General features: G+C 52.5%; 24 protein-coding genes and 2 pseudogenes. 8 read left to right on the forward strand and 18 right to left on the reverse strand.

Annotated features, from left to right (window positions below; genetic code table 11):
- Nucleotides 1-107 precede the first annotated feature (107 nt).
- From MME58_RS07175 to MME58_RS07195, 5 genes are all read right to left on the reverse strand, one after another.
- Entirely contained in the window at nt 108-584 is a 477-nt protein-coding gene (locus MME58_RS07175; RefSeq protein ID WP_259642106.1) for a conjugal transfer protein TraG N-terminal domain-containing protein, read from the reverse strand.
- 11 nt (nt 585-595) lie between these two features.
- Nucleotides 596-1987, reverse strand: coding sequence for an integrating conjugative element protein (locus MME58_RS07180; protein WP_055006875.1), 1392 nt, complete (start codon nt 1985-1987; stop codon nt 596-598).
- Nucleotides 1984-2922 carry a TIGR03756 family integrating conjugative element protein gene (locus MME58_RS07185; protein WP_055006876.1) on the reverse strand — a complete coding sequence of 313 codons (939 nt, stop codon included), beginning with the start codon at nt 2920-2922 and terminating at the stop codon, nt 1984-1986. The genes MME58_RS07180 and MME58_RS07185 overlap by 4 nt, the downstream gene beginning before the upstream one ends.
- On the reverse strand, nt 2919-3392 hold the full coding sequence (locus MME58_RS07190) for a TIGR03757 family integrating conjugative element protein (RefSeq protein WP_082427592.1): 474 nt from the start codon (nt 3390-3392) through the stop codon (nt 2919-2921). The genes MME58_RS07185 and MME58_RS07190 overlap by 4 nt, the downstream gene beginning before the upstream one ends.
- Nucleotides 3393-4089: 697 nt before the next feature.
- Nucleotides 4090-4836, reverse strand: a complete 747-nt coding sequence (locus MME58_RS07195) for an SDR family oxidoreductase (RefSeq protein ID WP_055006878.1) — start codon at nt 4834-4836, stop codon at nt 4090-4092.
- A gap of 136 nt (nt 4837-4972) precedes the next feature.
- Here MME58_RS07195 and MME58_RS07200 point away from each other — a divergent pair, with 136 nt between their 5' ends.
- The gene (locus MME58_RS07200) at nt 4973-5869 is read left to right on the forward strand and encodes a LysR family transcriptional regulator (RefSeq protein ID WP_055006879.1); all 897 of its coding nucleotides are present in this window, start codon (nt 4973-4975) and stop codon (nt 5867-5869) included.
- A gap of 208 nt (nt 5870-6077) precedes the next feature.
- Here MME58_RS07200 and MME58_RS07205 read toward each other — a convergent pair whose 3' ends face one another.
- Complete coding sequence (locus MME58_RS07205; RefSeq protein ID WP_055006880.1) at nt 6078-7043, reverse strand: helix-turn-helix transcriptional regulator; 966 nt, start codon at nt 7041-7043, stop codon at nt 6078-6080.
- Nucleotides 7044-7797: 754 nt separating this feature from the next.
- Here MME58_RS07205 and MME58_RS07210 point away from each other — a divergent pair.
- The 6 genes from MME58_RS07210 (at nt 7798) to gspD (ending at nt 12993) form a co-directional block, all read left to right on the forward strand.
- Nucleotides 7798-8286, forward strand: coding sequence for a hypothetical protein (locus tag MME58_RS07210; protein WP_054988078.1), 489 nt, complete (start codon nt 7798-7800; stop codon nt 8284-8286).
- 202 nt (nt 8287-8488) lie between these two features.
- On the forward strand, nt 8489-9184 hold the full coding sequence (locus MME58_RS07215; RefSeq protein ID WP_199727363.1) for a hypothetical protein: 696 nt from the start codon (nt 8489-8491) through the stop codon (nt 9182-9184).
- A gap of 213 nt (nt 9185-9397) precedes the next feature.
- Nucleotides 9398-9610, forward strand: coding sequence for a hypothetical protein (locus tag MME58_RS07220; protein ID WP_122239087.1), 213 nt, complete (start codon nt 9398-9400; stop codon nt 9608-9610).
- A complete protein-coding gene (gspM, locus tag MME58_RS07225; protein WP_054988079.1) occupies nt 9585-10196 on the forward strand; it encodes a type II secretion system protein GspM in 612 nt (203 codons plus the stop codon). Before MME58_RS07220 ends, gspM begins: the two co-directional genes overlap by 26 nt.
- On the forward strand, nt 10193-10717 hold the full coding sequence (locus tag MME58_RS07230) for a hypothetical protein (RefSeq protein WP_054988080.1): 525 nt from the start codon (nt 10193-10195) through the stop codon (nt 10715-10717). Before gspM ends, MME58_RS07230 begins: the two co-directional genes overlap by 4 nt.
- A complete protein-coding gene (gene gspD, locus MME58_RS07235) occupies nt 10714-12993 on the forward strand; it encodes a type II secretion system secretin GspD (protein WP_055006881.1) in 2280 nt (759 codons plus the stop codon). Before MME58_RS07230 ends, gspD begins: the two co-directional genes overlap by 4 nt.
- Before the next feature lie 327 nt (nt 12994-13320).
- Here the strand turns inward: gspD and MME58_RS07240 are convergent.
- The 9 genes and pseudogenes from MME58_RS07240 to MME58_RS07280 form a co-directional block, all read right to left on the reverse strand.
- Nucleotides 13321-15651: pseudogene (locus tag MME58_RS07240) on the reverse strand (conjugative transfer ATPase); the annotation flags it as partial.
- Nucleotides 15651-16083 (reverse strand): annotated as a pseudogene (locus MME58_RS07245) (TIGR03751 family conjugal transfer lipoprotein). The pseudogenes MME58_RS07245 and MME58_RS07240, both read right to left, overlap by 1 nt.
- The gene (locus MME58_RS07250) at nt 16061-17545 is read right to left on the reverse strand and encodes a TIGR03752 family integrating conjugative element protein (protein WP_054988083.1); all 1485 of its coding nucleotides are present in this window, start codon (nt 17543-17545) and stop codon (nt 16061-16063) included. Before MME58_RS07250 ends, MME58_RS07245 begins: the two are co-directional and overlap by 23 nt.
- Nucleotides 17535-18458: a TIGR03749 family integrating conjugative element protein gene (locus tag MME58_RS07255; protein WP_054988084.1), complete on the reverse strand. Its 924-nt coding sequence runs from the start codon at nt 18456-18458 to the stop codon at nt 17535-17537. The genes MME58_RS07250 and MME58_RS07255 overlap by 11 nt, the downstream gene beginning before the upstream one ends.
- Nucleotides 18455-19123: a PFL_4703 family integrating conjugative element protein gene (locus tag MME58_RS07260; RefSeq protein ID WP_054988085.1), complete on the reverse strand. Its 669-nt coding sequence runs from the start codon at nt 19121-19123 to the stop codon at nt 18455-18457. Before MME58_RS07260 ends, MME58_RS07255 begins: the two co-directional genes overlap by 4 nt.
- The gene (locus MME58_RS07265) at nt 19120-19512 is read right to left on the reverse strand and encodes a TIGR03750 family conjugal transfer protein (RefSeq protein WP_054988086.1); all 393 of its coding nucleotides are present in this window, start codon (nt 19510-19512) and stop codon (nt 19120-19122) included. The genes MME58_RS07260 and MME58_RS07265 overlap by 4 nt, the downstream gene beginning before the upstream one ends.
- A gap of 15 nt (nt 19513-19527) precedes the next feature.
- On the reverse strand, nt 19528-19893 hold the full coding sequence (locus MME58_RS07270; protein WP_054988087.1) for a TIGR03745 family integrating conjugative element membrane protein: 366 nt from the start codon (nt 19891-19893) through the stop codon (nt 19528-19530).
- Nucleotides 19894-19912: 19 nt separating this feature from the next.
- Nucleotides 19913-20152 (reverse strand): TIGR03758 family integrating conjugative element protein, encoded by a 240-nt coding sequence (locus tag MME58_RS07275; protein WP_055006882.1) that lies wholly within the window; start codon nt 20150-20152, stop codon nt 19913-19915.
- A complete protein-coding gene (locus tag MME58_RS07280) occupies nt 20149-20511 on the reverse strand; it encodes an integrative conjugative element protein, RAQPRD family (protein WP_082427593.1) in 363 nt (120 codons plus the stop codon). The genes MME58_RS07275 and MME58_RS07280 overlap by 4 nt, the downstream gene beginning before the upstream one ends.
- A 612-nt stretch (nt 20512-21123) precedes the next feature.
- Between MME58_RS07280 and MME58_RS07285 the strand changes: the two genes are divergently transcribed.
- A complete protein-coding gene (locus MME58_RS07285) occupies nt 21124-23037 on the forward strand; it encodes a methyl-accepting chemotaxis protein (RefSeq protein WP_054988089.1) in 1914 nt (637 codons plus the stop codon).
- Between the two features lie 167 nt (nt 23038-23204).
- Here MME58_RS07285 and MME58_RS07290 read toward each other — a convergent pair whose 3' ends face one another.
- From MME58_RS07290 to MME58_RS07300, 3 genes are read right to left on the reverse strand one after another with little or no spacing between them, the layout of a single operon-like run.
- A complete protein-coding gene (locus MME58_RS07290) occupies nt 23205-23453 on the reverse strand; it encodes a hypothetical protein (RefSeq protein WP_055006885.1) in 249 nt (82 codons plus the stop codon).
- A gap of 60 nt (nt 23454-23513) precedes the next feature.
- A complete protein-coding gene (locus MME58_RS07295; RefSeq protein ID WP_055006886.1) occupies nt 23514-24977 on the reverse strand; it encodes a UvrD-helicase domain-containing protein in 1464 nt (487 codons plus the stop codon).
- Between the two features lie 9 nt (nt 24978-24986).
- A complete protein-coding gene (locus MME58_RS07300) occupies nt 24987-25736 on the reverse strand; it encodes a TIGR03747 family integrating conjugative element membrane protein (protein WP_055006887.1) in 750 nt (249 codons plus the stop codon).
- Nucleotides 25737-25769: the final 33 nt, after the last annotated feature.

Below are 25769 nucleotides of genomic sequence, written 5' to 3' on the forward strand. Positions count from 1 at the left end.
GGGCGATTCATCCAACGTCTTCGGACAGACCAAGGGATGGTTTGAATCTGATAGTGAATACAAATAAAAAAGACCAGCTTTCGCTGGTCTTTCTTTATTCTGCGCTGTTACTTTTTTACCTGATTTATAATTTCTCCAGCTCCTTTTCCCCCTGCGGCTTGGGCAGATTTTGTTCCCTCGCTTAGCCCATTCATGAGTGAGCCAAGCTTCATTCCGGTCCAGCCCAAGGCGACTACCCAAAAGCTGGGGAGCACGATGAACATCGCTCCCATCACGAAGTCAAGCAGCAGATCTCCTTGCGCATTGCTCGCTCCGAATACTGGGTCAAAATTGGTGTGGGGAACGTTGCTGCCGATCCCGTTACCGTAGAGGGCATCGAGAATCGTACTGTCTACCCATCGTGCGAGCTGGAACCAGAAGTCCACGAAAATCAAGGCAAATGCTGCGAAAGTCACCGTCATCACGACTTTCAAGTCGAACGCCCCGATCACCAGTACAAACGGAATGCAAATGATGAGAGCCATCTTTAGGAAGGCCATCACCATGGGCGCTGCTTGCCTTAGCCATCCCTTGGCAACCGGCAATGAACTCATGATCAGTTACCTTTCGCAGGGTTCTGCAGCTGATCGAGGCGGTCGGGCGTTGGATCCCCTTGAAAGATGCCTTTGGAGCTGTCCTTCCGGCTCTGAGCCCTCTGTAGGATGGCTGTCGGTGAGTTGCTGGCCAAGCTGCGACGCATATCCAACTCGGTCTTGAGGTTGTCAATTTCCTGTTGCAGGCTGCTGTTCTGCTGACTGACCGCCTGCAGAGCCACATCGTTGGCGGCAATGTTCGGCTCTTTGCTGCCGGTGAACATGGTGCGTTGAAGCAGTAGCGCCTTGCCGAGGACCTCAGATAACGCGACCTCCGAAGCAAGACGTTTTGCGAGGATATCCTGGTCATGCTCAGTCCTGAGTGCCTCGACCACACCACGGGTAACAGGCAGAGAATCGCTACTCGCTGCAGTCAGGTTTTCCGAGGTGAGCGCTTTGCTGCCCGAGATCAATTCCTGCAGCGCCTTGAGCTTGGAGTCGTAGGATTCCTGGATGAGAGGGGTGAGCCCGACGCCGGCAGTGGAGGTTGTTTTGGTGCAGTCCTCACAGGTGCGTTGTTGTTGTTCTCCCAGTACACGGTTAGCGAACGTCGTGGCTGCCTGAGGCGAGGACCAGGTGGAGCAGACCATGCCGTTGTTGCAGGTCGAAGGACTAATGGACGATGTATCCGCAGCGCCGCGTCCGTTCAGCAAGTTGTATCCCGCGCGAGTAACGTCGCCTACGACCTTGATAGGTTGCTGGCCAGATCCGCCTGCTTTATTTCCTCCGAGCCACGTAATCCCGTCATTCCCTCCTTGTTTTTCGACCTGCGCAACGGCTGAGACAGCATCTGTGTTCCCGTTTTTCACCGCCTGACTCATAGCCTGACCTTCGGCGATCTTGTTCCAGCCCATCTGTCCTCCAGCGACATCGAGCATCTTGTCAGCGATGGCGCGGCAGGTGCCTTTGGAGCGGTCGAAGTCAAGCCGGCCCTGTAGAATGCCGTTGGTGAGCAGGTTGTACAAAGCCGGGTTAGCACGCTGAATAATCAATCCTGGCAGTGATGAAACGGCGCTGGTGGCGTTAGAGATCATCGACCCCATGATCGTCTGAAATCCGGAAGTTGCTCCGTTCAACTGATTTTGGAGCGTGTTGTTCATGCTCATGTTTCCGCAGACCAGATTGCTGTTCCAGCCTCCGCCGATGCTGATGCTATCCATGTTCCCCGCCGATCCCATCGTCACTGCGTTGCCGCCTCCGACGCTGTACAACACATCGTCACCGATCACACTGCCTGCCGAGCTTGCATTGATTCCCGGCGTTTCAGCGAAAGCACTGTGGGCTGCCAGAGTGCTCATGAATGCAATAGTCAGAAAAGCAGCGCGGCGCATAGTTGAAGTCCTCTTGATCATCATTGAAAGTCCGTACTGCCAAGAAAGGTTTGTCCTTCCCGCTTGCAGCAGGAATACGGGCGCCATAACGCCCAGGCGTAACCACCATCGGTTGCCTGCACACGGGGCTGTGAGTTTGGAAATACCGCACAGCTTTGACTGAGGGTCGGCGTGAGCTCTTGCCACTTACCGGTGGTGGCGTCGGTCTCGATCAATTCTCCTGCCGGCCAGTAGCCTGGCTGCGGCTGTGCCAGAAGCGGTTGATAGACATGAACCTGACCGCTGCGAGTGACCACGTCACCTGCACGCTGCGCTATCACGGATGCCGCCTTGTAATCGTCGGCTTGATGGATAAAACCACTGCGAGGGTAGACGCTTCCCCACATGTCCCCCGACGTCAGACCACCCACCTCTCGACGGCCGGGTATCAGTGCTTCTGGATACACAGATTCTGGAACGCCGTAACGCCAGGCGACAGTGTCCAAAGTGCTCAGCAGGTAGGGCATGTAGGGCGTGGCAGCACCCTGGCAGGCATAGCCCGAGGCGCTGGCAAACTTACTGAATGTTGCTCCTCCGGGGTGGCCTATGACGTCAGCGTTTTTGAATTTAGCCAGGCTATCTTCGTTGTTGTGATTGGTGGTTCCGTCACTGCCATCCTGGGCGAACGAAGTTGATGAGCTCAACGAAGAGACCTCAACCCACGGGTTTTCACCGGTATTCGAGTAGCTTGAGACCACTGCGTCTGGGACGAAGTGACGAACCTTGGTCGACGTCTTTACCTTGCATCCAAACGGGGTGCAGAGCAGCCAGTAGCAGATTCCGACCACCTTGTACTCCAGGCAGTCAGGCGACAGGGTTGAGGCGACCAGGGTGGCAGATGTCACCGTGCCCGCTGCTGCTGGCCAGGTTGAGATCGACAAGGCCAAGGCTGCCCACGCTGGAGGCTTTCGCAGGTTCATCGCGGGGCGTCTCCCTGGCCAGATGCGTTCTGATGATTGGCGGCGGCGCGCCACTGGGCAATGCGATTTTCAGCCGCTGTAGCGTTGGTTTCCCCGTACACAACAAACCTGCGGTCGACCACCACTGCAGGCACCTTCGTTACCCCCATGCTCCAAGCGTCTACGAGGTCTTGTTGAGCCAAAGCCAGATCTCGTTGCAAGCGCTGCGCATCGCTGCTCTTGAGGCGTTGCTGCATGATTGCGATTGATTGTTGCTGATTAGCCGGTAGTCCTTCAGAGAGCTTGGCCTCAAGCCTTTCTGATTCGTCCAGGAGGATCAACCGGACACGTGCCGGTGCCTGGACTGGCTGGTTCCGGTCAGTAACGATCCACGTCTCTGCTTTAACGAAGGGGACCTGTATGGCCGCAATCAAGATCAGGAAGGTCATGCGGTTCTTGCAACTGAAGCGATAGGGGGTGGAGGGGGGCATGAGGCAGTACCTGCAGGTGGTGTCAGGTACAGAAAACGTGATTCATGGGCTGTCGTCAGTATGAAACCGTTATCGGGACGGTTGGGGTTTAGGGAGTCTGCTTGGATTGCGCTCCCGCCATGCAGCATCAAGCTTATTTGCATCACACGGGATTGCTGTTGAGGCTATTACGGACCGGGCGACAAAGGAGCTAGTGGTGCTGAGGCAGACTAGTGCCGATCGCACGCCGTGGGTCAATCAAGGTCTGGATGGCACAGCAGGTTCCGTACTGCGTATTCTTGGGTAAATACGCACATTGCAACGGCGATACAGGAGCAAATCGCTGCGACCAAGGAGCTTAACCAGAACACGATCGCCATTAGGCACATCGGCGAGCCAGTGGGCTGTGGTCAGTAGAGCGACGCCGTCGTAGATGCGCTGAAGGCGTCCAACGAGCGCCAAATGGCGATAATTGATCGTTTCAAATTTAGTTAAACGTCCATTCGTTTACCTATAAAGCAGGCCGAAATTCCAAAAGCGGCTTTCAAGCTCGGGTTAATGGGACACTAATCGCCTGTCGTAGACCCAACGCGAAGCAAAACTCGTGGCTCATGTGCATGAGCTGCGGTTGGAACATTTGAATACTAACTGTTATTTCGACGATACCCGCTTCCGGACAGGAAGCGGGACGTGTAGTTTTGAAGGCGTGCCTATGTCGTTAAAGCGAGCGGCCACCGTCAACAATAATTTCTGTTCCCACCGTCCAACGAGACTCGTCCGACGCTAAGTACAGCACTGCCTTAGCTACTTCTTCAGGTGTGCCGAAACGGCCAAATGGGATAGTCGCAGCAATATCTTTGTTCACCTGCTCGCGGTAGGCATCGGGGATACCCGCCTTGTCGTAAAGCGGCGTGTCGATTGGGCCAGGGCTTACCGCATTTACTCGAACACCACGCGGTAGAAGCTCGCTAGAGAGTGTTTTGGACATGCTCAGGAAAGCAGCCTTTGTTGCGGCATAAATGGATGACCGCGGGCTGCCCAGGTGCGCGCTGACCGAGGTGTTAAGAACCACCGATGCAGGGTCGGAGAGGACCGGCAGCAGCGCTTGCAGGAGGAAGTACGGGCCTTTGACATTGATGTCAAAGGAGCGGTCAAACATCTCCTCGTTCCACTCTTCGATTGGTTTCCAGACGGAGACTCCAGCATTGAGGAAGGCAACGTCGAGCTGGCCGTAATGAGACTGAATGGCGTGGGCCAGCTCTTTTTGGGCTGCGACACTAGCGGAGTCGGCTTGTACTACCAGAACCTCGTTGCCTAAAACAGCTCGGGCGTTTGCAAGTGACTCAGGATTAACACCAGTGACTATAACCCTTGCGCCTTCGGCGAGGAATAGCTTTGCGGTCTCCAGGCCAATACCGCTTGTACCCCCAGTGATGAGCGTACGTTTGCCTTGTAAACGGGACATGTAAATTTCCTCTCATTTGTGACGACCAGTCGGGCGACTGAACTTCTGAGAGTGAGTGTGAATTCATGCTAGGACGCTGATAAGATGGCTATATAGAATAAATATCATGCTAAATCCGCATGAATGAGGAGAAATTATGGATCGGTTGTTACTGATGAGCTGTTTCGTACGCGCGGTTGAGACCGGTAGTTTTTCAGCTGCGGGACGTCATCTTGGACTCGGACAACCAAACGTCAGCCGTTACGTTGCGGCACTCGAAGATCATCTACAAACCAGGCTCCTTCACCGCTCAACAAGAAAGCTGACGCTCACGCCGGAAGGTGAGCAGTACTACGCAGATGCGCGGCGTATTCTGGAATCAGTCGAGCAGTCGGAGTCCTCACTGAGGGGAAATGTGGCACCGTCTGGATTATTGCGCGTTGCATGTCCGACTGCATTGGCGCACACCTTTATCGTGCCCCATATGGCTACCTTTCTGGAGATCTATCCAGAAGTATCGCTAGACCTTCAGATCAATGATCGCTACGTCAATCTGGTCGACGAGGGCGCCGAGCTCGCGATTCGCATTGGCCACCTGGAGGACAGCGCAATGCGTGCTCGGCCACTAGGGTGGTTCGAGCGTGTATGTGTAGCCAGCCGCGAGTACGTGAAGAAACGTGGCTCTCCTTCTACGCCTTATGACCTGAAGGAACACGACTGCCTTATTTACACTCTGCTATCTACCGGTGCGAACTGGAGGTTTAAAGACATTGACGTCCCGGTCTCCGGTCGCCTGCGGATCAATTCACCCGAGGCGATACGTGAGTACGTCAATGCGGGATTAGGAATCGCGCAAGGCCCTCAATGGCTTTACGAGGAAGGGCTAAGAAGTGGCAATCTTCAGTTGCTGCTTGGTGACTATGTAGCGCCACAGGTGCCGATCCAAGTCGTTTACCTAGCGAATAGGCTGCTGCCCAAGCGAGCTGTCGTTTTCATGGACTTCATGGCGGACGTGTTTGCGAAAAGCTCTTCTTTCCATGAAGGCCTAGCGTAACCCTTGCCCATGACCAGGCTTTTCAACCGCATAACGCGATTCGGTAGCGGTAGACGTGCCGTTAATAGCCGCATCGTCGACCGCCTGGCTCATCTCTGTGACCGCAGTAGCAACCGTTAGACATGTATTTATACTTCAAGAAAGGATCCAAAGTTTTGGGTACATTACTTTGAGCCTCAATAATATTGTTCATGCGAATAAGTGGTAGTCATCTATTTGCCCTCTGATAGGTTGTTTTAGGGTGCTCTCCAAAACTTTTAAGATAGTATTTACAGAATAGCTGGTAGTTCAAGAAGCCTACTTGAAAAGCAGCATGTTGTGGTGTTTGCACTAAGCCAGTCTGCAATAAAATATCTCTTGCCTTCGCTAATCTTTGTTGTCTTAAGAATTGAATGGGAGTCATGTTTTTATACCGCTTGAATCCCACCTGAAGCGAACGTACGCTGATACCAGCGAAAGTCGCAACATCTCCGATTGTTAAATCGGGATTCGTATTAGATTCCATGAATTCTGCAGCATGCTTTATGTCGTAAGGTGTAGTTTTCTGATATTTTTCTGTCTCGGTTATAATGCTCGTGTAACTATTGCTAACGTTGTGTAACAGAAACCCTACTAGGCTCTCCATCAGGCTGTCGGCTACGCTTTTCGGCGAGATTTTTGAGTTTCTTACGTATGTCAAAAACATTGAAATAAGATTTATAAAGTGCTGAATTTCCCAGGTTTCGACTTTGGAGTTGTGGAAGCGAATTCTTGCCTTAGGTTCGTGTCCTAGAATAAGTGTCAAGTATTTTAAGATTTCTGAGTTGTCAATGAGCAAGGTCTTTGACCTAATGCCCTCTGAAAATGTTGTAGTTAGAACCTCGCGTTGGTCGTAGATCGCAAGTGTACCGGGATTTGCTTTATACGTACTTGAAATAGTTTTCCAAGTCAGGCTGCCGGTTTGGGGACAAGTTACCAAAAATCCATCGAGCTCATTTTTCAGCCCATAGTTTCGCTCAGTGAGGCTAGACGACGAGCACACGAACGAGTTATCAAAAGAACAAATTTCTTGCCGGTATAGAAATTTCCCGCGTGGATAGTTCATGATATCCAGGTCGACACCAGTCATTTTGTGAAAAATTGCGACAGCTTCAACTTCTGTAAAAGAATAATCAGCATACTCGTACACGCTCATAATGCGGCCTTGTCTATTAGTGCTGGCATAACGATATCACAATGATTGTGAAAAATGTAGTCTCGGACTCTCAGCGTTGGATCCATGCTGATCACTGGTTTTCGGTTACTACGATTGATTCATAGGTCGTTAATCGTGGCTTTTTTCAGTTCTACGATGGAGTCGCTCAGTATAATTTTTTAGCGCTTAACAAAAATCAAACAAAAGGCTGTCTGAAAGATGCTTTCAATTTTATCTAGTTAGTCAAGGTGGCTCTGAATTGTTCAATCGTAGAAAGTTGTTGTGTTTTAACGGCTTTTCTAGTTGCTTTGGTGTGTTCGTGTTTTCCAGCTTCCCTAAATAATCGCCGGTAAATATGTAGCTGATGAAAAGTTGTGCCATAGGTAGGCATAGATTCAAACTTGTCCAATACGACATTTCTTAATTTGCGAATTGTCTTGTTCAAGATTTTATAAAAATAATTACATTGTAGTCTTTGGAAAAAGTCTCCTTGGTGGGTAATTCGCATTTCAAAATGGCATCAATGGGCTGCTTTTCCATCGGTCACATTGAATAGCTTTGCTCAAATTTTATTTTTACGATATTAATCCGCCTTGAATTTACTTTGGAATACTCCCAATTTTCCTATCCAGATTCCTAAAGTCTAAAATTGATCTGCGCATTTTTTTATAACTGCGGTTTTTTTTAAAATCTTCTGTAGTTTTCTGACAGTATGCCGAAATGCGGGAGGGTGATAGCTCTGGAGTATATATTGATGCTTTTTAAAATGGTGGGGGCAATTTACACCGCAATATTTGCGGTGTTGGCTTTAGTGATTGCAGTTATCACCCATTCCGGCATCGTTCAGTTGGTCGCGCCAAAGGCCCGTGCGGCACAGAAGCAGGTATTGCTGGGTCGAGTAACTCGGATTGGTACGAGTATTCTGTCGGACCTGAGCCGTTTAGAGGCCCAGATTCGGGCAATCACTCAGGCTGTGCCGCTGCTTGACACCGACGGCATTGACAAAGTGCTACCAGGCCTGGTCGATCAGTACGGCGGTCAGAAAATCTTCAGCGGCGTCATGTTGTTGATGCCGGACAAGCGCACTCTGAGGCTCAGCAAGCACAGCTCGTTTTTCCACCGTGCTAGCGATGACCAAAAAGTAGTTGTAAGCACGTTCTGGAACTCTGCCGCTGCGCCCAAACACCGAGAGCAGTCACGGCACCGCGCCGGTCAGAACGCAGCCGAGGTCAAATTTGCCTAGCCTGCGGGTTAGCAGAATGAGGCCAGCCAGCAGCCACGCACCAACTGCGCGATGTGCGTAAACGGTGTTGGGCAAAAATACAACCGTTTTTTCAAGTTAATTATTCTTCCTACGCGCTAGAGCGCTATCAAAGCTTAATAGTGACTCAAGCTTATTCGTCGTTTCGACAATGTTGGTGTAACTAATGCCCGGAGGCAGGTAAATGAAAATGAAAACTAAGGGTGTAGCGGCTAAATTAGCTTTATTGACGCTTCTATGCAGTGGGTCTGCACTTGCTGGTTATGATGGCGTCTGGCGTTCACCGTTGTGGGCACCTGACGGGACGCGCCCGGATGCGCAAGGAGACTGTCTGGGGGGGAATGGCGGAACCAAACCGAGCTCCTGCATATGGCATGAGGTGCGTCATGATTATTCCGAAGGACCAGCTGTTGTAGTGGGTGATACTTATTACAATTGCAACTCTAAGGTCGCAAACTCTTTCAATATAACCTATATGTACCAGAGCTCTTCTTCCGTCACTGTTGAGCACTCACAGTCATCGACTGCAAGCTTTGACCTTAAGGGGGAGTTTAGTGATGCTGTCAGTGCAACGCTGGGCATCAGCAACACAACCAGTAGCAGCAAGGGATATACAACAGGGAAAACCTCTACGGTTTCCCAGATGTATACTGTAAATGTCCCTGCACATCAAAAGGCATTCCTAACTTTTATTCCGAAATATCGACGCTCATTTGGCTGGCTAGAAGTGAATTACGGTCATAAAATTTATGGTCATTACTATTGGTATTATAGCGGCAAAGGCAGTTCGGATGTTGTTGCCTTAACTCCGCTGTATCAGGTTGGCACTGGAACAGCCTTGGGTGTTATAAAGCCCGTATATGTTAGTTGTAAAGGTTGAGATTGATAGCTTGCTTTTGATTTTTGATATTTCAAACGGCTCTTTAATTATTTAAGGGCCGTTTTCTCAATGTTTGTTTTGTTTTTGGTTTTATGTTTCTGATACTTGTCGATGATATTTTGTTCCAAATCGCTCACTCCGAAAATTCTGCGCAAGGCTTAAGGAATATGCGGGGCTTAAACTCGCCGGTCCCAAGATACTCGGGTCGACCAGATGGAAATTAATGGCAGCGCAGAAGTTGCTATATGTGGGCAAGGCGCTATGGCGGGTGCCTTGATTGTCCGCAGTGCGGAATGCCACTGGCTGGAAAACCCGCCGCTCCAAGGTGTCATTCAGCCATACGCCGACATTGGAACGGAACACTTTTCCTTGTACGCCCATTTGCATCAGGAGGCCGCTAATGCGCCGATCACTGACATCCTGTGAGCGTCGCGGCGCCGCCTTGATTGGTCTGGCGCTGGTGCTTTGCGTTTCCTACTGGTTGTTGATCGATAGCTGGTTCGCTAGCCGGCTGCGTGACATCAACGAGCAAGCCGAACAATTGCGTGTTCAGCATGAGCACTATGCACGGCTGCTGCGGCAGGGCGATACCCTGCGCAAAGAGCTCGCGCAGGCGCAGCAGGATTCGAACAAAAGTACTAGCCTGTTGCCAGGGCAAGATCCGAATGCTGTAGCGGCTGACTTGATGCAGCGAGTCGCCGATCTAATCGCTAGCCACGCCGACACCGGTGCAGGTTGCGCTCTGAAACAGCTCATGCCAATCACTCCCGAGCAGCAAGGCAGCGAGCCGTATCTGCAGATCAAGGTCCGCCTTACCCTTGAGTGTGGCATTGAGCCGCTGATGGCGATTTTGCATGAGCTGGAGTACCAGCGGCCGTATCTGTTCGTTGAGGAAATGAGCCTGCACCGCAACCCCAGTGCGCCCCTCAAGGGCGGCGCAGGCAAGCTGGCTGCCCAATTGCTAGTGAGTGGTTACATGCAACCGGCCACTATTGTCCTGGTCGCACCATGATCGCCTCTTTGAAAGCACCTGAATTGGGCTTGATCGCCGTTGCAATGCTTTTGCTCTTGTTGATTGCCTGCTTGCTGGACGGCGTTGCTCGCTCGCCTAATTGGCTGCCCGCTGTGATACCGCGTCAGAGAGAAGCCAGCCGGCAGGTGCCGGGCTTACCCGTTGCGCAATTATCCAGCCTGGCAAACACATGGCAAACGCCGCTGTTCAGTACCGACCGCAGTCCCGATGTTTCGCCATACCAGCTAGAACTGACATCGAGCCTAAATGGCTTGGGCCTTAGCGGTGTGATCCTCACCCGTGATGTGCAAGTCGCCTTCATTCGGCAGACCAACGGCCCGGCGCTGAAAATCCGCCAGGGTGAAAGCCTGCCCAACGGCTGGACCCTACAAACCCTGACCCCGCTGCAAGCCGTTTTTACCTCAGATGGTCGTACCGAAACCCTTAGCCTTCCGGCGCTCAAACTGCCATCGCCTTCTTCTGAACCACCGATCTCTCTACCCTATGAGTCCGCACCATGAAGGTTCCTTCAGATATCGCTGCGTTACGCCCAGCCGTGCTCTGCCTCGCCATTGCCGCAGGCCTCAGCGGCTGTGTGTCTACTCCCTTTACCTCTGGTCCGGACAGCGAGATGCTGCTTGAAGCACTGAAAGGAACAGGAGTGCAGCGCCCGCCGGCGTACCTGAGCAGCGAACAACCACCGATCATGTCGAAAACCGCTGATAATCGTAACGCTATGGCTCAGCAGGTAATTAAAGGGACGCAGAGGTTCGTGCGTTCAACGCCAGTTGAGCTTATAGCCCAGCAGGCCCCCCATACAAATAATTCGGATGACCTAAACGGCGGTATTGTATTTAACTTTGCCAATCAACCCATTCAGGCAGTGGTCAATAGCGTTATGGGCGACCTACTGCACGAAAACTACAGCATCGCTGATGGAGTTGAGGGCGATGTCAGTTTCTCGACATCCAAGCCTGTTGACAGGCTGCAAGCGCTATCAATTCTTGAGACTCTGTTGTCTTGGACAAACAATGCAATGATCCGTCAGGGCAGTAGCTACGTGATTATGCCAGCCAGTCAGGCGATCCGCGGTAACATATTCCCCCAGATATCAATGCCCCAGCCAATGGCTGGACTTTCCGCGCGCCTTTTTCCACTGCGTTACATTTCAGCTATTGAAATGCAGAAGTTACTCAAGCCGTTTACCCGAGAAAACGCTCTACTACTGGTGGATCCAGCGCGAAATTTGCTGAGCTTGGCAGGAACGCCGGACGAGCTCGCGAACTATCAGTCAACCATCGACACCTTCGATGTGGACTGGCTCAAGGGAATGTCAGTAGGCATATTCGGTTTGCAGCATGCATCTGTTGGTGAATTGATGCCTGAGTTGCAAAAAATTTTCGGTCCTGTCAGCGGTTTACCTCTTGCTGGAATGGTGCGGTTTCTACCCGTGGAGCGAACTAATACAATTGTGGCATTTTCTTCGCAACCTCGTTACCTTGACGAAGTCGGTAACTGGATTCGTACCATTGACGAAGGCGACGGTAATGAACTACAGATGTACGTATATGACGTACGCAACATGAAAGCCACAGATCTAGCCCGGTACCTGCGTCAGATGTACGGGGGGGATGCAATAAACGATGATGCTGCTGCGAAAGTGGCGCCAGGGTTGCGCGCAAACTCTTTATCATCGCAGGTGAATGGAGACAGCTCTACAGGCGAATCTACCAGCATCATGGACGGCGGGATTAGAGATAGCAGAATACCCGGCGACATGGCAGATCAACAAGCGTTAGCCAGTGACACCGAAGCCACCATGGTCGAAGATCAAGAGAGCAGCAATGACTACTTTGTCTCTCAAGACTCTGGCAAGAGTGTAAAGAGTCTTATGGCTAGCGCACGTATTTCTGCACAGAAAAATAGTAATCAATTATTAGTTAGAACTCGTCCCGCTCAGTGGAAAGAAATAGAAACAGCGATCCAGCGTTTAGATACCACGCCTCTGCAAGTTCAAATTGAAACGCGAATACTGGAAGTGAAACTAACTGGCGAGCTACATCAAGGTGTTCAGTGGTATCTAGGACGTTTGGCTGGAAACGCGAAAAGTACCACCGTAGCCAACACTCCAGGTATACAAGGGGCATTGGGCGCAGGCGGCGCTGGCTTAGCTAGTACCGATTCGCTCTTTTATTCTTTCGTCAGCAATAAATTACAGATCGCAATTCACGCGCTTGAGACCAGCGGCCTGACGCAGGTTCTTTCGGCACCTTCACTGGTGGTGATGAATAATCAGAAAGCTCAGATACAAGTGGGAGAGAACATTCCGGTCAGCCAGACGACAGTTAATGCCGGTACCTCTGACACATCGCTAAGCAGTGTGGAGTACTTGCAGACGGGTATCATTCTGAAAGTGGTTCCTCGGATTAATTCGGAAGGATTAGTTTATATGGATATACAACAGCAGGTTAGCGAGGCTGATTTTACAGGACTTGTAAATGGAAATCCAAGAATTTCGACACGCTCCGTGGCTACGCAAGTAATCGCGCAAAGTGGTCAAACTATATTGCTCGGTGGTCTAATTAAGCAGGGTAACAGCTTAAACACAAGTGATGTTCCTTTTTTAAGTCGTTTGCCGGGCGTTAGATGGTTGTTTGGATTGAATAATAAGACTAAAAATCGCACAGAGTTATTGGTTTTAATTACTCCGCGTATTGTCAATGGCAGTAATCAGGCGCGTCAGCTGACTGACGATTATCGGCAACAAATGATTTTTCTCCATTCAGGTAAAAAATGAGTTTTTCGAAATAGTACCCTATCAGAAAACCACTTAAATCAAAGCACGAGTGCAGCTCCTGCGTCTTAATAAGTATGAATGCAATATAAATATTGCCCTATTCGGGCAGCAAATAAAGTTCGAAATTAGTCAAAGGGGGGGCTGACCTGGGGAGCGACGAGTAAAGTGTCAGTTTCGGGTTGGCGTTGACATATAGGCTCTCGTTCACGGTACCTATCGGTCGTGGTGAGGGGTACGTCGGGCCCAATTGCTCTCGCTGAGTTCGGACGCCACGTCAGCGACATCACTGAACATGCCGTGCTAGGTTTCGTACGAAAAGTCGGCGCGGGTACCAGTACGGTTGAACATCTCCCCGTCGGCGCCCATGCAAAACATGTCCATGGCTTCGGCCATTTCAAGCATCCGATTGCGTCTCCCCTCCGGAATGGAGGTGTCTTCACCGGCCGTGCGCAACGCATTGCGGACATCTTCCGTCAGGACGGTGCGATCGGCGTCGGAACAAATTCTGGCCGCTGCAAGGATGCACTGTCGGATTACGCTGCGGTCAGCCCGGGTCAGCCGAGCTTCCTCTTTCTCCTCACCGCCGGTGATCATCAAGCGAGCTACGATTTCCATCTCGCCAAGGACATCCCGTTCATCATCGTCCTCATCGGGCTTGGCATTCATGTCCTCGTCAGAGCTTTCTAGGTCATCAGCGTCCAAGGTCTTGACCTGGCTCGGGGTGTTTACCAATCGAATAGCGTCGGCGAACGGAGCCAGGCTTACACCCGAGTTTGGGGCCAGCTTGATCCGGTTGACTGTCAAGCCAAGTTTTTTCGCGAAGTCCCCTAAGAGGCCGAAACTGTTACCCGCCTCGACGATGAACAGGCGCGGTGCGTAAACCGCAATGAGCTGGTTGAGCAGGTTATTCAACGTGGCGGACTTACCGGCACCTGTGGGGCCGAACAGAAACATGTGGGCATTCATCTGACGGTCCAGCTTGTTGAATGGATCAAATGTCAGTGGAGCCCCACCACGGTTGAATAGTGTGATGCCAGGATGCCCAGTACCACTGGAACGACCCCACACCGGGCACAGGTTTGCAACATGCTGGGCGAGCATCATCTGCACGTACCAGTCCATGGCTCGCTTTTGATTGACGTCGAAGTTCCCAGGAAGCCAACGCAGGTAGCTGTTGAGCGGGGCCACCTCGTCGTCAGAGGCTACGGGTTCCATACCGGCACCCAGCAATGCGTTGGTCAACTGCATGCTGCGTGCGGTGAGCTGTGCTTCGTCATTTCCCTTGAGGTAAAAGGCGATGCTGCCTCGGTACAGCTTGTGCTCACGACCGATCAGTTTTCTGGCATCGTTTACCGCTTCGCGGGTCAGTAGTGAAGCTTGGTTGTCACCCACCGACTTGCGTGCCAGCTTTTCAAGATGAGCCTCCAGCACGTCTTGAGGGGTGATGACCAGGGTGATGGCCAACACAGTGTCCTCAGGCAACTTGTCGAACAGGGCATGCAAGGCATCACCGCCTTTACGTGTTTCGCCAGTCAGGTGGCCGGTCTTCGGGGCTTCGCGCAGCCGATCCAGCATGATGACCCTGTGAGGCTGGCCATCGAAGTACCACAAGCCTTTTTGACTGTCAGATTTTGGCTCTCGATAAAAGAGTCCCTGGGCGAAGTCGTCGCCAGTGACCAGTGGGAGATCCTCGCCGGCATCCTCTGTGCGTTTGTTCACCAGTTGAAAGAAGCGATCAAAGTCTTTGAGCGTCGTTCCCAAGTGATCAGGGTGAGGGTTGAACCACTGCAGTAGCCAGTGTCGGATGTCGTAACCGTCCATCCGTTTGCTGTTGATGCCAGCGTTGGCCAGACCTCCTGTGAAACGCTGACAAATGTTGTCCAGGTGCATGGCAGGGGTTTGGCCACGGAACGCTGCATCACCGACTACCCGGCGATACACGACCACCCGCACGCGGCGCTGCTGGCCACGCCAAGGCAATTTTGAAACTGTGGTGTCTTCAAAAAGACCACCAGGTTTGGCGATTGCATCGAGGTGATGTTTGAAAAGATCCAGGTACAGCTCCGAGAAAGGGCTGCCTTTAGCCTGTGGTCGGATGTATTCACGCAGGTTCCGAAGGTAGTCATCCCAGCTGGTTTCGTCCTTGGCGTAGAACTGCACAACCCAAGGGGAGGTATCGAGCTCGTCAAAACTGTTTTGCAGCGCGTTCTCCAGGGCATCGCGCACCTTGCGAAGCCATTCGGGATCACGGCCTTCAGTGCCGATAGGAGTCAGTTCGAAGAATGCTGCCAAGGATTTGCCATCCTCAAGCAGCATCGCTTGCTCAACTGGCAGATACTCAATCCATGGAAGGAGGTCGACAAAGCTCGGCTTGACGTCGTACAGCGCGGCGACGTCGCCAACTGTGGCAGGCTTCTGCTTCGGGTTTCTCCAATCGCCTGGCGCGGGTATGCCCTGATCCTCCAGTCGCTTCAGGTAACGTTCAAGGGCAGCATCCACATCGTTTTGATCTGAAGCTTTCAAGTCCTCTACCAGATCATCCTCAGGCTGTTCAAGTTCGACCGCTGAAGGCTCGCTCAGCAGAGGGTCGCCCGCTATATCCGTCTGCGTAGCTGAATTGAGGGGCGCGCGGCTTTTGAACCGTTGAAAAAGAGTCATCAGTAGTCCTCGACCCGCTCGCCAGGCATGGCGTATTGCACACGCTGATAGAGAGGGAACACAGTGGTGTAGCCAGGGACTGGTGCTGGATCGGAGCCCGCAAGGTGCGGAAACACATACATGACAAGATCCGGATTGGGCAGTCGTTTGAACTGGCTGGGTGTAGGCCGCGCTGTCCTGAAAGGCCTGGGTAGCGCGTACATCGATTGGACGGCGCAACTCCGAACGCGCATCGAGCAACTGCCGGCCACTAGCGCTCCCGGCCGAACCGGTCGTGCCTTGGTTCCAGACATCCATCATGGTGTTTTGACCATGCGGCAGCATTTGCTCTTTGTTTGTCGAGCATCCAGTCAGCAAGCCCGCGCTGAGAACGCAATACAACAGCGCGCTGCGCGCTGACCCCAAGTGATCAATCCAGGTTGGCATTGGCATGGTTCGCTCCTGAGGCGTATTTGACCTTGCGGCCTTTGAGTTCGTAGTCAATTTCCAGCTCTTGATCGATGTGCAGCGAGACTTGCGCACCAGGCAGTACATAAATGGCCGCGAACGCTTGTCCATAGAGTTTGTTAACCCAGCTCGAAACGTCCGTGACTCCTTGGGTCAGGATCTTTCCCATCGCCTCGTTACCAGACAAACCGGTGCTACCCAGCGTCCCAGAAGCGTTCGAGACGTAAGAGGAGGTGCTTCCCTCGGTCTTGATCAACGACGCTGCTCCAGCACCGGCTGCGGTAATGAGGGCTTGTGAGCCGATGTACTGCTGAGCATTACTGCGTCGCTCGCCCGCAATACAGGGAATGCCGTATGGATCACTGATCCAGCCCAGACCACCCTGGATGGGTTGTTGGTCTCCAGAGTTGTTCTGGTTGTTGTTCTGTTGACTCCCACCCTGAACCGGTGCTGGCAGCGTGCGGACAGTGCCGTCGGTAAACACGAAGGTCAGACTTTTGATCTGCCCCCGCACGCATGAGAGGGTCCAGTCGCCGGATGCTGTACCGCTGGCCACCGCACCGGCTACGTCAGGAAGGTCGATGCCATTGGCGGTCAGGTTGTCGGGACCGATCAGCACCTTGAACGGGTAGGGGTCATTAACCGTCCCATCAACAGGAACCCGGCCGATCAACGCGGACATGGCCACCGACCCCATCAACGTCGAGTTCTGAGGCAGGGTGTAGGCACGACGTACCTTCTTACGTTCCTGTTGCTGGCCACCCATGTCATCGCGGACAGACTGAGCGCCTGTTGTCAGCGCTTTCTGGCCTCGGTCTACGGACTCGCCGAAGGCTGTAGGAAAGCTGTAGGCGCTGGCTGGGACGCTATTGCCGGCAGTGATCGGTTTACCGTTACTGTCCAGGGCCGTCGCGTCCTGTGGATCAATCCACACGATGTCTGAACCGCCTGTTTCCGATTTGAACTGTTGGCCATCACCAGGCTGAACACCCAAACCAATCGGTAGGTCCGAACTGGGATTACTGTTTTGTCCCATTCGGGTCAGTTCATCCATCTGTTTGCGCAAGCCCTCCAGCACGCTCTGCTGTTGCTGCTGACTATCCAGCTTGAACTGCTCCTGGGCGTTTTTAAGGCGCTGGTCGACGGTCTGGTCAATGTTTGCCAGCCGCTGTTTGAGCGTCTCGTTGTCCTGTTTGTAGGCAGTGTTCTGTGCAATGACGTCGGTGATTTGTTGCTTGAGCTCACGTCCTTCAGCGACGACCGTGCGTAGCGTGTCGCTCGGCGTGTCGCCTTCCACACCAAGGGCTTTGGCTTGCTCAGCCGTCAGTTTTGGAGCAGGGGTTTCAGTATTAGGTGCGGGGGCACTTCCCAGTGACTTGATGCCGACGAAAATCACGAACAGGAGGAATGGGATCACCAGGTATTTGAGCAGCGGATTACCTTTCATGCTTCGCTCCTTGCGCTGCACGCGGATCTGCTTGGGTCGCCGAGAATACGGCCGCCTGTGTCAGCCCGTGCCCTCGCGTGACCAAGTACAAGGTCGTGGTGTCACTGGCATCGCCGCGTGATCCAAGGTAAGGATGTTGAAACGCTGCAGTGACGAATTCACCCATGAGCTCGCGAGGGTCAAGCGTGATGCGCTGCGTCGTCTGATTCTGCAGCTTCACAGCAGTCACCCAATAATCATCCAGACGCCATGCACCTAAGGGTGTGGACTTCACAGGTAGAGTGGGAAGCAGGGTGGCCAGATCAAGGTTGCGCTCAACCTTCACCTGGGCGATGCCGTCTACAGGCTCGACGGTGCGCAACGGCGCATAGAGCATCTGGGCCGCATAGCGGGTGAGGACGACTGGTACGGGCGTTTCTCGCTTGACCACTTCCTGTGGTTCATCGTCTTCATCGCTTGAGCGGCTGGTTGAGTCCGTGCTCTTCGTGGTGGCCTTGGCTGAGCGTGCTGTAGCAGCCCCTCCATAGCGTGCGGATGATGTTTCACCTTCCACAATCTTCACCGGCTCCAACGCTGGTTGGCCCGTAGGAGCCTCTGTAGCAGCGATGTCGACCAGAATGATCTCGCCGGTCTTGGCGTTCTGCAGCTGGAGCCGTGTGGGCTCAATCGCTTCCTTCGCAAACAGGTAGATCGCGCCGCCCGTACTCTGCACCCGCAGTTTTTCAGTCAGCGAGCGCGGGAGTCCAACACGAACATTCTGATCAACGAAGACGATGCGTTCCTGATTGATGCGCAGAGGGATGGCCAGCGGCAATCGCTCCCAGCGGAGAATCTCGACCGCCGAGGCGACCTGGGCGTTGCCAGCCAACACCGCCAGTAATGTCGAGCATGTGATTACTCGCAGAACACTCATTTGAAGACTCCTTTCGACGGAGTTGCGGGAGCTTCAACATTGCCCTCGATGCGTTGTGGTGCGCCGTTGTAGCAGTCCCAGGCCAAACCGAAGGGGTTGGTTTCAGGGTCGACGTCCATACGTACAACGTGGAGCGGATATCTCGCGAGGGCACGCTTGACCAATTGCCCGCCGTAATACTCGTCTGCTGTGATATCGAGCGTGACAGTCCAATCGTCGATAGAGTGGGTCACCGTCCGGATCTCTGGCGAATCTCCATAGCCCCGACCTGGAATTTCGTACACGCCCCGGACTCGCTTGCGTAGCTCACCGCTAGACCTGCGCAGTTCAAAATCACTCTGCAGGTAATGCTTGCAAGACGGGGTGATGTAAGCATCCAGACGGGTGATGTTTGCCTGGTAATCCTGCTCGCCGTCGACCGGCCACCGGTTCATCTGCTGAAAGATGTACAGGCCGAATGTGTATACCGACTGGGGAGGGACATCCCACCACATTCGTGTGCTTCCAGAACGCAGATCTGGCGGGACATGAACGGTCAATTGCTTCGGCGCACTCCACCAGCCGACGCCAAGACCTGCTGCCACCAGCGCGAGCAATACAATCGCTATCCTCAAGCTATTGATGTGCGCACGTTGGGAGTCCGCCAACTTCAAAAAACGGCTCATCGTTGCTCGCTCCGACGGCAAGTCCAGTTGCCTGATCGAAGGATCAGGTTGGCATTGTTGAATGAGGTCGGACCGAGCATTGCAGTCTGTAGCTGCAACCTGCGGTAGACCCATGTCTCCGGTCTACTGCGTTTAAGACGTCGTAAGACCCGAGATGCGATGAGCATTCCCAATACTCCTCCTACGAGGGCGCACACCACCGGCATGGATGGAGTGATCATGAAGGCCAGCGGCAGACCAATCACAAAGCCAAACCCACTACAGCCAAATACGGTCACCCACATCTCGTCCGCCGTAAGGCCGCCAATAACCACAGGCTGATTGTTTAAGCGACTTGGCAGAAAACGCAGGGTGCCGTCTTCATGCTGATCTTGCTGGAGCTCAGTCATGGAAGCCTCTGCGACTCAAAGGATGTTGGAAGCTGTAGTGACCAGGTAGATCGTGACGCCAATCAAGCACACACCTACTATGGCCGTGCTGCCCAAGTCAGCCCATTTGGCTTTGCCCATGTGGATTTCGTGGAAGACGCCCAGTGCATGGCGTCCGACCATCACGATGCCGTAAGCGCAGAGACACAACCCCAGCAGTGTGAAGCCATCAAACGCGTAGTTTTGAATCGTCTGTATGAAGCTGGTCCCCGTGCCGCGAGTTGGGGCCTGCGCGCCTGGTAGCGCTGCAAAAGCACTACTTGGGCTTACCGCCATGAGGACGATTGAGCGGCGGGACTGAAAAAGGGCACGTGCTTGGGAAAATAATAGATACAGCGTCATCTTTGTCTCCTTGGAAAAATCAACTCAACAGCATGAAAGTCATAATCATGAACAGGACTGCCCAGCGAGTTGCTGCTACTGCAGCCGCTGGAGCTGCAAGGTTTCTTGTCGCCCAACCGCGATAAATGCTTGTAAACACCCAGACACCCCAGAGAATGAGGATGCCCATAGCAAGCCCGGCCCACAGCGTGTTGCTGTTGGCCGGTGAAAAGCCGGCAGCGGCCTGAAAGGCACTGATCTGGGTGGAGGACATCGTCATCGCGTGTGATCACCGCTGACGTTGTATTGGCCTGATATCTCGACTGGGTCGCGGGGCTGTGCCCGGGAGGGAGTCAGATAATCCTGCAGACCTTGGCGAATGCGCGCGATATCGCTGACCAATCTGGAGTAATCCAGGTGATAGCGCTGGGCCGATTCACTGGGTAGGTCAGCGCTGCGCTGCGCAACGGCCTCTAGCGCATTGAGCTGGCGAATCATGACTTCCACATTGGCTTGCTCGGAAGCCGTACCGGCTGTTCGGGCATGCGAGGAAAACAGCGGTGTGCATATGAGGACTGCAGACAGGCAGATCTGCATGCTTGAAAACGCTGGTTTGATCGCAGGGAGTTTGATTTTCACGTCGCGGGCCTTGGAAGCTGTAGGAATCTATGTCCACAGCATGCCCATCGGCCCGGATGGAATCAGTACGAAACCCTTTTTAGGTCTGAGGGGGGTTCAGGAGCGAGGTTTTCCCCTCGCATTCCGAAGCTTTATTTGTAGAGCACATCAATGTCCGGAGATGGTTGATGGGAAGCACTTTGAATTGAATCCTGCAAATATTTTCTTGGGAAAAATTTATGAGCTCAAGCTTTTGAAGCTTCATAATCTGTGCTAGAAAAAATTGCTTTGCCGTTCGTCGACATCTGAAAAAAATTATAGAAAACAACGTGGTTGTCGACATAATGGCGAATCGCCAAGGATCGGCTTTTTTATATAAATTGCGAGAAATCGACTATGTGTAGGCTTATCCTGCCTCGGCCCCTTGCTGCCTGGAATATGAATATATTTTCGAGCTTTTACTCAAATGCCTCGATGCTGGTGCGGCTGACGCCGCTGTGCTTGATATTCATAGACGTGGAATATTGTTCATGGAGGCTGCCTACAGGACGAATGTTTTAGATAAGATCTGATGGCTAAAGCTATGTGGTATTAGAAAGATATTTTTTAATAAGTTTTTAATGGTGAAAGTAGATGTCGAGCTCAACGTCAGGTTTGTTAAGTGGTGTCGCGGTTAGAACAAAGCTGCTCATCGGTTTTGGACTGCTGCTTATAATGGTTATACTTATGGCATACACCGGTACGGTAGCCACTGATACTTTGAAGCGTCGTGCTGAATTGTCTGGAGAGATTGGTAAGTTTAGTTCTCTTGCTCGAGATATGCGTATCGAGCGTTTAGTTTATTTTCTAAAGGCAGATGACGCTCAGGCATCAAAATGGTTGGGGGCACTAGAGCAGACCGAGCGTCAGTTGACGGATATGTCGCCGAGTTTCAAAACATCCAATAATGTTGCGCTGATTCAGGAAGCCAAGATAACGATGCAGAATTATCGTGGCTTCTATAATAGAACGGTCGAGTCGACTCGAGAACGTGAGCAGTTACGGGCCGTAGTCGGGAGCTTGGGTGAAGCTGTTAACGTTTCATTAATGAAGATAGCAGAGGCAGCCAACGATGGTAGCGAACATGCAGCGGATCGTCAGAAACTACCGGCACTTTTCATCTCTGTCCAGAAGATGCAAACCGCATTCCGCTCTTACACAGCATCTCCGAGTAAAAGCGGGGAGGATACTGTTCGTCAGGCAATAAGGCAGGTGGCGATAATTATCGACACGCTCAAAAGTACAAGTCTTTCCGTTGCTGAAGTTCAAGAGTTGGCTGCAGGATTGGCTGACTACAGTGCGCACCTTGAAGCTTTAGTCGCAGCTCAAGCCAAAGTCGATGAGGCTCAAGGCGGTATCACAGCCTCCATTGCCACCATTCTAGGTATAACTGATAAAATGACAGCTATCCAAGTGCAGCTTCGTGCATCCGATGCAGAGAACGCACAGGAGAAAATTTTGCTCTGGCTAGCTCTCTCTGCCTTCTTAGGTGTTCTTGCTGCATGGCTGATCACGAGATCAATTGTTCATCCTCTTAAGGAAACTGTTGAGATCGTTGAGATCGTTGCACAGGGGGACTTTACTTACAAGGCAGAGGTTACTAGGGGCGATGAGCTAGGCGCGTTGCAGGGCAGCATGTTGCGCATGACTTCCGGCCTTCGAAATTTGATAGGGGAGATGAAAGACGGAATTGTGCAGGTGGCGAGCGCGGCAGAGCAGCTTTCAGCAGTAACGGAGCAGACCAGCGCGGGCGTGAGCGCGCAAAAAGTGGAGACTGAGCAAATTGCAACGGCGATGCAGCAGATGACAGCCACTACCCATGAGGTATCCCGTAATGCAGCTCAAGCAGTAAACACTGCGCAAATCGCTAGTCAACTTGCCCAAAAAGGTGGGCAAGTCGTTGACAGGACTCGCTCTCAGATAGAAGCTTTGGCGCTCGAGATGAACCTTACCAGAACGGCAATGGCGACGCTTAGAGGGAATACTCAAAGCATTGGTGGCGTTCTCGATGTAATAAAAACAGTGGCTGATCAGACGAATCTTCTTGCGTTGAATGCGGCCATTGAAGCTGCGCGCGCTGGGGAGGCAGGACGCGGGTTCGCTGTAGTCGCGGACGAGGTAAGAGGCTTAGCCGTGCGCACCCGCACTTCAACAGATGAAATCGCTTTGCTTATAAATGAACTGCAAACCAGTACCGATCATATGGGGCAAGTTTTAGAGCAAAATCTTGCACTTACAGATAGCAGTGTTGAGCTATCTAACCAAGCTAGTGAGATGCTGCAGAACATCACTGCATCTGTTCATGAGATTGAGCTTATGAACGAACAGATCGCCGTTGCCACTGAGCAGCAAAGTAATGTTGGTGAAGAAATAGGCCGAGGCGTAACAAATGTCAGGGATATTTCAGACCAAACGGCTGCTGCCAGTGAAGAGACGGCGACGTCGAGCGTTGAATTAGCCAGAGTCAGCGCGACTTTGCAGGAAATGACTAACAGATTTAAAGTCTAGCGAAGCTACCCAGCTATACGGGTTTCCCCATGGGCTGGTAACTATATTTGGACGGGTATAATTTATGACTCGTCCCTCAAATATAGATTGGATTTCTTGTAAGGGCAGTCAATAAATGATGAGTTACGCTGTCGGTCCATCAACATTAAAGTACTGGTTCTGCATGACTAATTAATTTTGCGTTTGGAAATGAACAGAAGTCCGAAGCCTATTGCATAGCCAAACGCCCAGCCCTGTGCGTTTTGATTGCCAATTTGTTCATGGCCACGATTGATTTGCTGAACGCTCTCCAGCTCCCATCTTACTCTGCCGTGGCGATTCAATACGGCCAGAGTTTCTGGGTCGCTCATATACCTCTCAACATCCGGTTGCGTTGTCTCATCTGTCGACTTGAACATAAACACGCCGCTGGTCACGGTTTTGTAGGGGAGGGGAACGAAGGTCTGGGTGTGTTCAAAAGTGGTCGTGGGGCAGCCTCACACTATGGCCGCGATTACGGATCGGTTGTCTTTGAAGCGTTGCATGATGTCGATCACCAACGAGTTGACGGCCAGAATCTTCATGGCTCGTGTGACAGCTACGTACAGAAGGTTCAGCTCATCGTCGCGTTTGCCGGCGTCGATGTCAGGGGAAAGCGGATCCGCAGAAAAGTCGTCATAAAGTCCAACGAAGTCCCACTCCAGACCTTTGGCTCTGTGCGCAGTGGTAAGGGTCACGGTTGCATCGAGCTCCGACGTCACAGATGCAGCACGCAGTTGCTCGATTCGTTGGGGCAGATCTGCATAGTTTTCGATGATTTTGATCGACCGCAGCATCTCAGGATCCTGCGTGGCCTTCGCGATCACGACATACTGGTCGTAATCGGCATAGTCGGTCAGCAATTTGCGCTGTTGGACCTGGTCATTCATATGCCGGCTGAAATAGAACAGGTCCTCCAGATCGCGCAAGGAATAGCTGTCGATCCCTCCGATCCACTGCATGCGCTGGTTTTGGTTGACCAGGCGCAGCGCGTTCTCGATCACACCGCTCACAGTGCGGTGCAGGTAGGTGCGGTGAGGGAGATCGTCCGGTAAGGCTCGTTTCACCAACGTGGGCTGTCCCAGGCCTTGCAGGGGGATCTTTTCACCTTTGAAGGACAGGATGACGTTGGCCACGTAGGCAACTGCCGGCCCAAATCTGAAGCTCTGAGTCAGAAAGTGTCTCTCAGCGTCCTTCATTGCGGGGCTGTTCAACGCATCAACAGCGCCTCTGAACCTATAGAGCTGCTGATGTCGATCACCGACGGTGACTTGTGTGATTTTTTGGATCTGGACCAGATTCGCAATGACCGGGTTCACGTCTTGCCCTTCGTCAAGCAGGATCGCACCGAAGCGCTGGCTCAGATCTGGTTGGCTCATCTGGTAGAGCTTCAGATATCCATCATGCGTCATGGGGACTAAGCGGTCGTGGATATCGACCATTTTCTCCCAAACGCTCTTAGTAAGGTTCAGTGCTTTGTTCATGTACTGTTGCTGGACCGAGGTCAGTGTGCGATTGCTTTGGAATCGCACAAAGTGGTCATCCAGCAGCTCCAGATCCTTGCTCGCCATGAAAGCATTGAGGGTAGAAACGATGTCTTTGGCCAGCTCCCAATCCTGCGTATTGATCGTCCTCGCGATGTCGGTCAAACGCAGATTGCCAGCCTGCTTGTGTTTGTACTGGCTGCCATAGACAGCGTAGGCGAGGCCGTGAGCTGTTTTGCAGGTAACGTTGCGTGGAAAACGGTTCTTTGCTGCGATCTCAACGGCTTTGTTGTAGCAGAGGTACAGCATTTTGACCGACGAATTATGCGTGGCGTAACCTACGAGTGTCGTTGTCTTCCCGGTACCGGCAAACGCCTGGACCAGTAGCTTCTTCGCGAAAGAGTGAATAGCTGGCAGTTGTTCTTCTGTCCATTGCATGGAGGGCACCTAAAGGTATTTTTTGAAGCTGGACGCCGTAATGCTGACCGCCAGGCCGAGCAGTGCCGCGCATGGCAGGAGCACTAACAATGGGCTCACGCTGAATGGCAGAGCCAGGTAGAGGCTCCAGGGGATGATCACCAGCGGCACCATCGTTGCTCTAGCTTTGTGATACAGGTAGCTGGACTCGCGGCCGGCACCGAACCGCCGCAAGTCTCTGCGCACCAGCCCGTCGACAAAACCAACAAACGCCGTCATCAAGAATAACGGGATTGCGAGGGTCAGGATCACCAGGCGCACGCAAAACACCAGTGTCGTGTAGAGCGCCGCAAGGCCGTAATCCTGAAACTTGCTGACTCCCACGCCGAGCATGTAGCGCATATCGAAACCGCGTGATTGTTGTCCTGCCGCTGCATAATCAGAGGTGTGTTGAACCCAGTCCTGAAGCCCAGTCTTGACCACCAGCCAGTCATACGTAGTTTGAACCAGCCATGTCGCTGTTCGGCCAGGCTCTTGAACAACCACACTCTGCAGGAACCCCTTAGAGAGCCAGCTGAGTTCATGATCGAGCATTGCGCGAGCATGCTGCCAACCTGCCTCTGGCCAGAAAAAGTACATGCAGATCCATTCGACGATAATGGCTCCCCCCAGCGAGAGGAACATCACTGCCGCGAATCGGAAGGGCAGGGTGAAGAGAGATCCTATGAACGACTGTTCGTGGTCTTGTTGCTGTTTCGCGCGATCGGCAACGTCAGCCATATCAGATGCCTCCCTGCCAATCGCTCAACCTGC

Origin of the sequence: Pseudomonas syringae pv. tagetis, assembly GCF_022557255.1 — a bacterium.
In the GTDB taxonomy this organism is placed as follows: Bacteria; Pseudomonadota; Gammaproteobacteria; order Pseudomonadales; family Pseudomonadaceae; genus Aquipseudomonas; species Aquipseudomonas caricapapayae.

Excerpts from the sequence above, each read along its gene's own strand:
- MME58_RS07295 (WP_055006886.1), bottom strand. The coding sequence starts at position 24,977 with ATGCAATGGACAGAAGAACAACTGCCAGCTATTCACTCTTTCGCGAAG.
- MME58_RS07180 (WP_055006875.1), bottom strand. The coding sequence starts at position 1,987 with ATGATGATCAAGAGGACTTCAACTATGCGCCGCGCTGCTTTTCTGACT.
- MME58_RS07210 (WP_054988078.1), top strand. The coding sequence starts at position 7,798 with ATGCTTTTTAAAATGGTGGGGGCAATTTACACCGCAATATTTGCGGTG.
- MME58_RS07285 (WP_054988089.1), top strand. The coding sequence starts at position 21,124 with ATGTCGAGCTCAACGTCAGGTTTGTTAAGTGGTGTCGCGGTTAGAACA.
- MME58_RS07250 (WP_054988083.1), bottom strand. The coding sequence starts at position 17,545 with ATGAAAGGTAATCCGCTGCTCAAATACCTGGTGATCCCATTCCTCCTG.
- MME58_RS07270 (WP_054988087.1), bottom strand. The coding sequence starts at position 19,893 with ATGACGCTGTATCTATTATTTTCCCAAGCACGTGCCCTTTTTCAGTCC.
- MME58_RS07275 (WP_055006882.1), bottom strand. The coding sequence starts at position 20,152 with ATGACGATGTCCTCCACCCAGATCAGTGCCTTTCAGGCCGCTGCCGGC.
- gspD (WP_055006881.1), top strand. The coding sequence starts at position 10,714 with ATGAAGGTTCCTTCAGATATCGCTGCGTTACGCCCAGCCGTGCTCTGC.
- MME58_RS07185 (WP_055006876.1), bottom strand. The coding sequence starts at position 2,922 with ATGAACCTGCGAAAGCCTCCAGCGTGGGCAGCCTTGGCCTTGTCGATC.
- MME58_RS07230 (WP_054988080.1), top strand. The coding sequence starts at position 10,193 with ATGATCGCCTCTTTGAAAGCACCTGAATTGGGCTTGATCGCCGTTGCA.
- MME58_RS07220 (WP_122239087.1), top strand. The coding sequence starts at position 9,398 with ATGGAAATTAATGGCAGCGCAGAAGTTGCTATATGTGGGCAAGGCGCT.
- MME58_RS07265 (WP_054988086.1), bottom strand. The coding sequence starts at position 19,512 with ATGACTGAGCTCCAGCAAGATCAGCATGAAGACGGCACCCTGCGTTTT.
- MME58_RS07200 (WP_055006879.1), top strand. The coding sequence starts at position 4,973 with ATGGATCGGTTGTTACTGATGAGCTGTTTCGTACGCGCGGTTGAGACC.
- MME58_RS07190 (WP_082427592.1), bottom strand. The coding sequence starts at position 3,392 with ATGCCCCCCTCCACCCCCTATCGCTTCAGTTGCAAGAACCGCATGACC.
- MME58_RS07205 (WP_055006880.1), bottom strand. The coding sequence starts at position 7,043 with ATGAGCGTGTACGAGTATGCTGATTATTCTTTTACAGAAGTTGAAGCT.
- MME58_RS07215 (WP_199727363.1), top strand. The coding sequence starts at position 8,489 with ATGAAAATGAAAACTAAGGGTGTAGCGGCTAAATTAGCTTTATTGACG.
- MME58_RS07255 (WP_054988084.1), bottom strand. The coding sequence starts at position 18,458 with ATGAGTGTTCTGCGAGTAATCACATGCTCGACATTACTGGCGGTGTTG.
- MME58_RS07300 (WP_055006887.1), bottom strand. The coding sequence starts at position 25,736 with ATGGCTGACGTTGCCGATCGCGCGAAACAGCAACAAGACCACGAACAG.
- gspM (WP_054988079.1), top strand. The coding sequence starts at position 9,585 with ATGCGCCGATCACTGACATCCTGTGAGCGTCGCGGCGCCGCCTTGATT.
- MME58_RS07260 (WP_054988085.1), bottom strand. The coding sequence starts at position 19,123 with ATGAGCCGTTTTTTGAAGTTGGCGGACTCCCAACGTGCGCACATCAAT.
- MME58_RS07195 (WP_055006878.1), bottom strand. The coding sequence starts at position 4,836 with ATGTCCCGTTTACAAGGCAAACGTACGCTCATCACTGGGGGTACAAGC.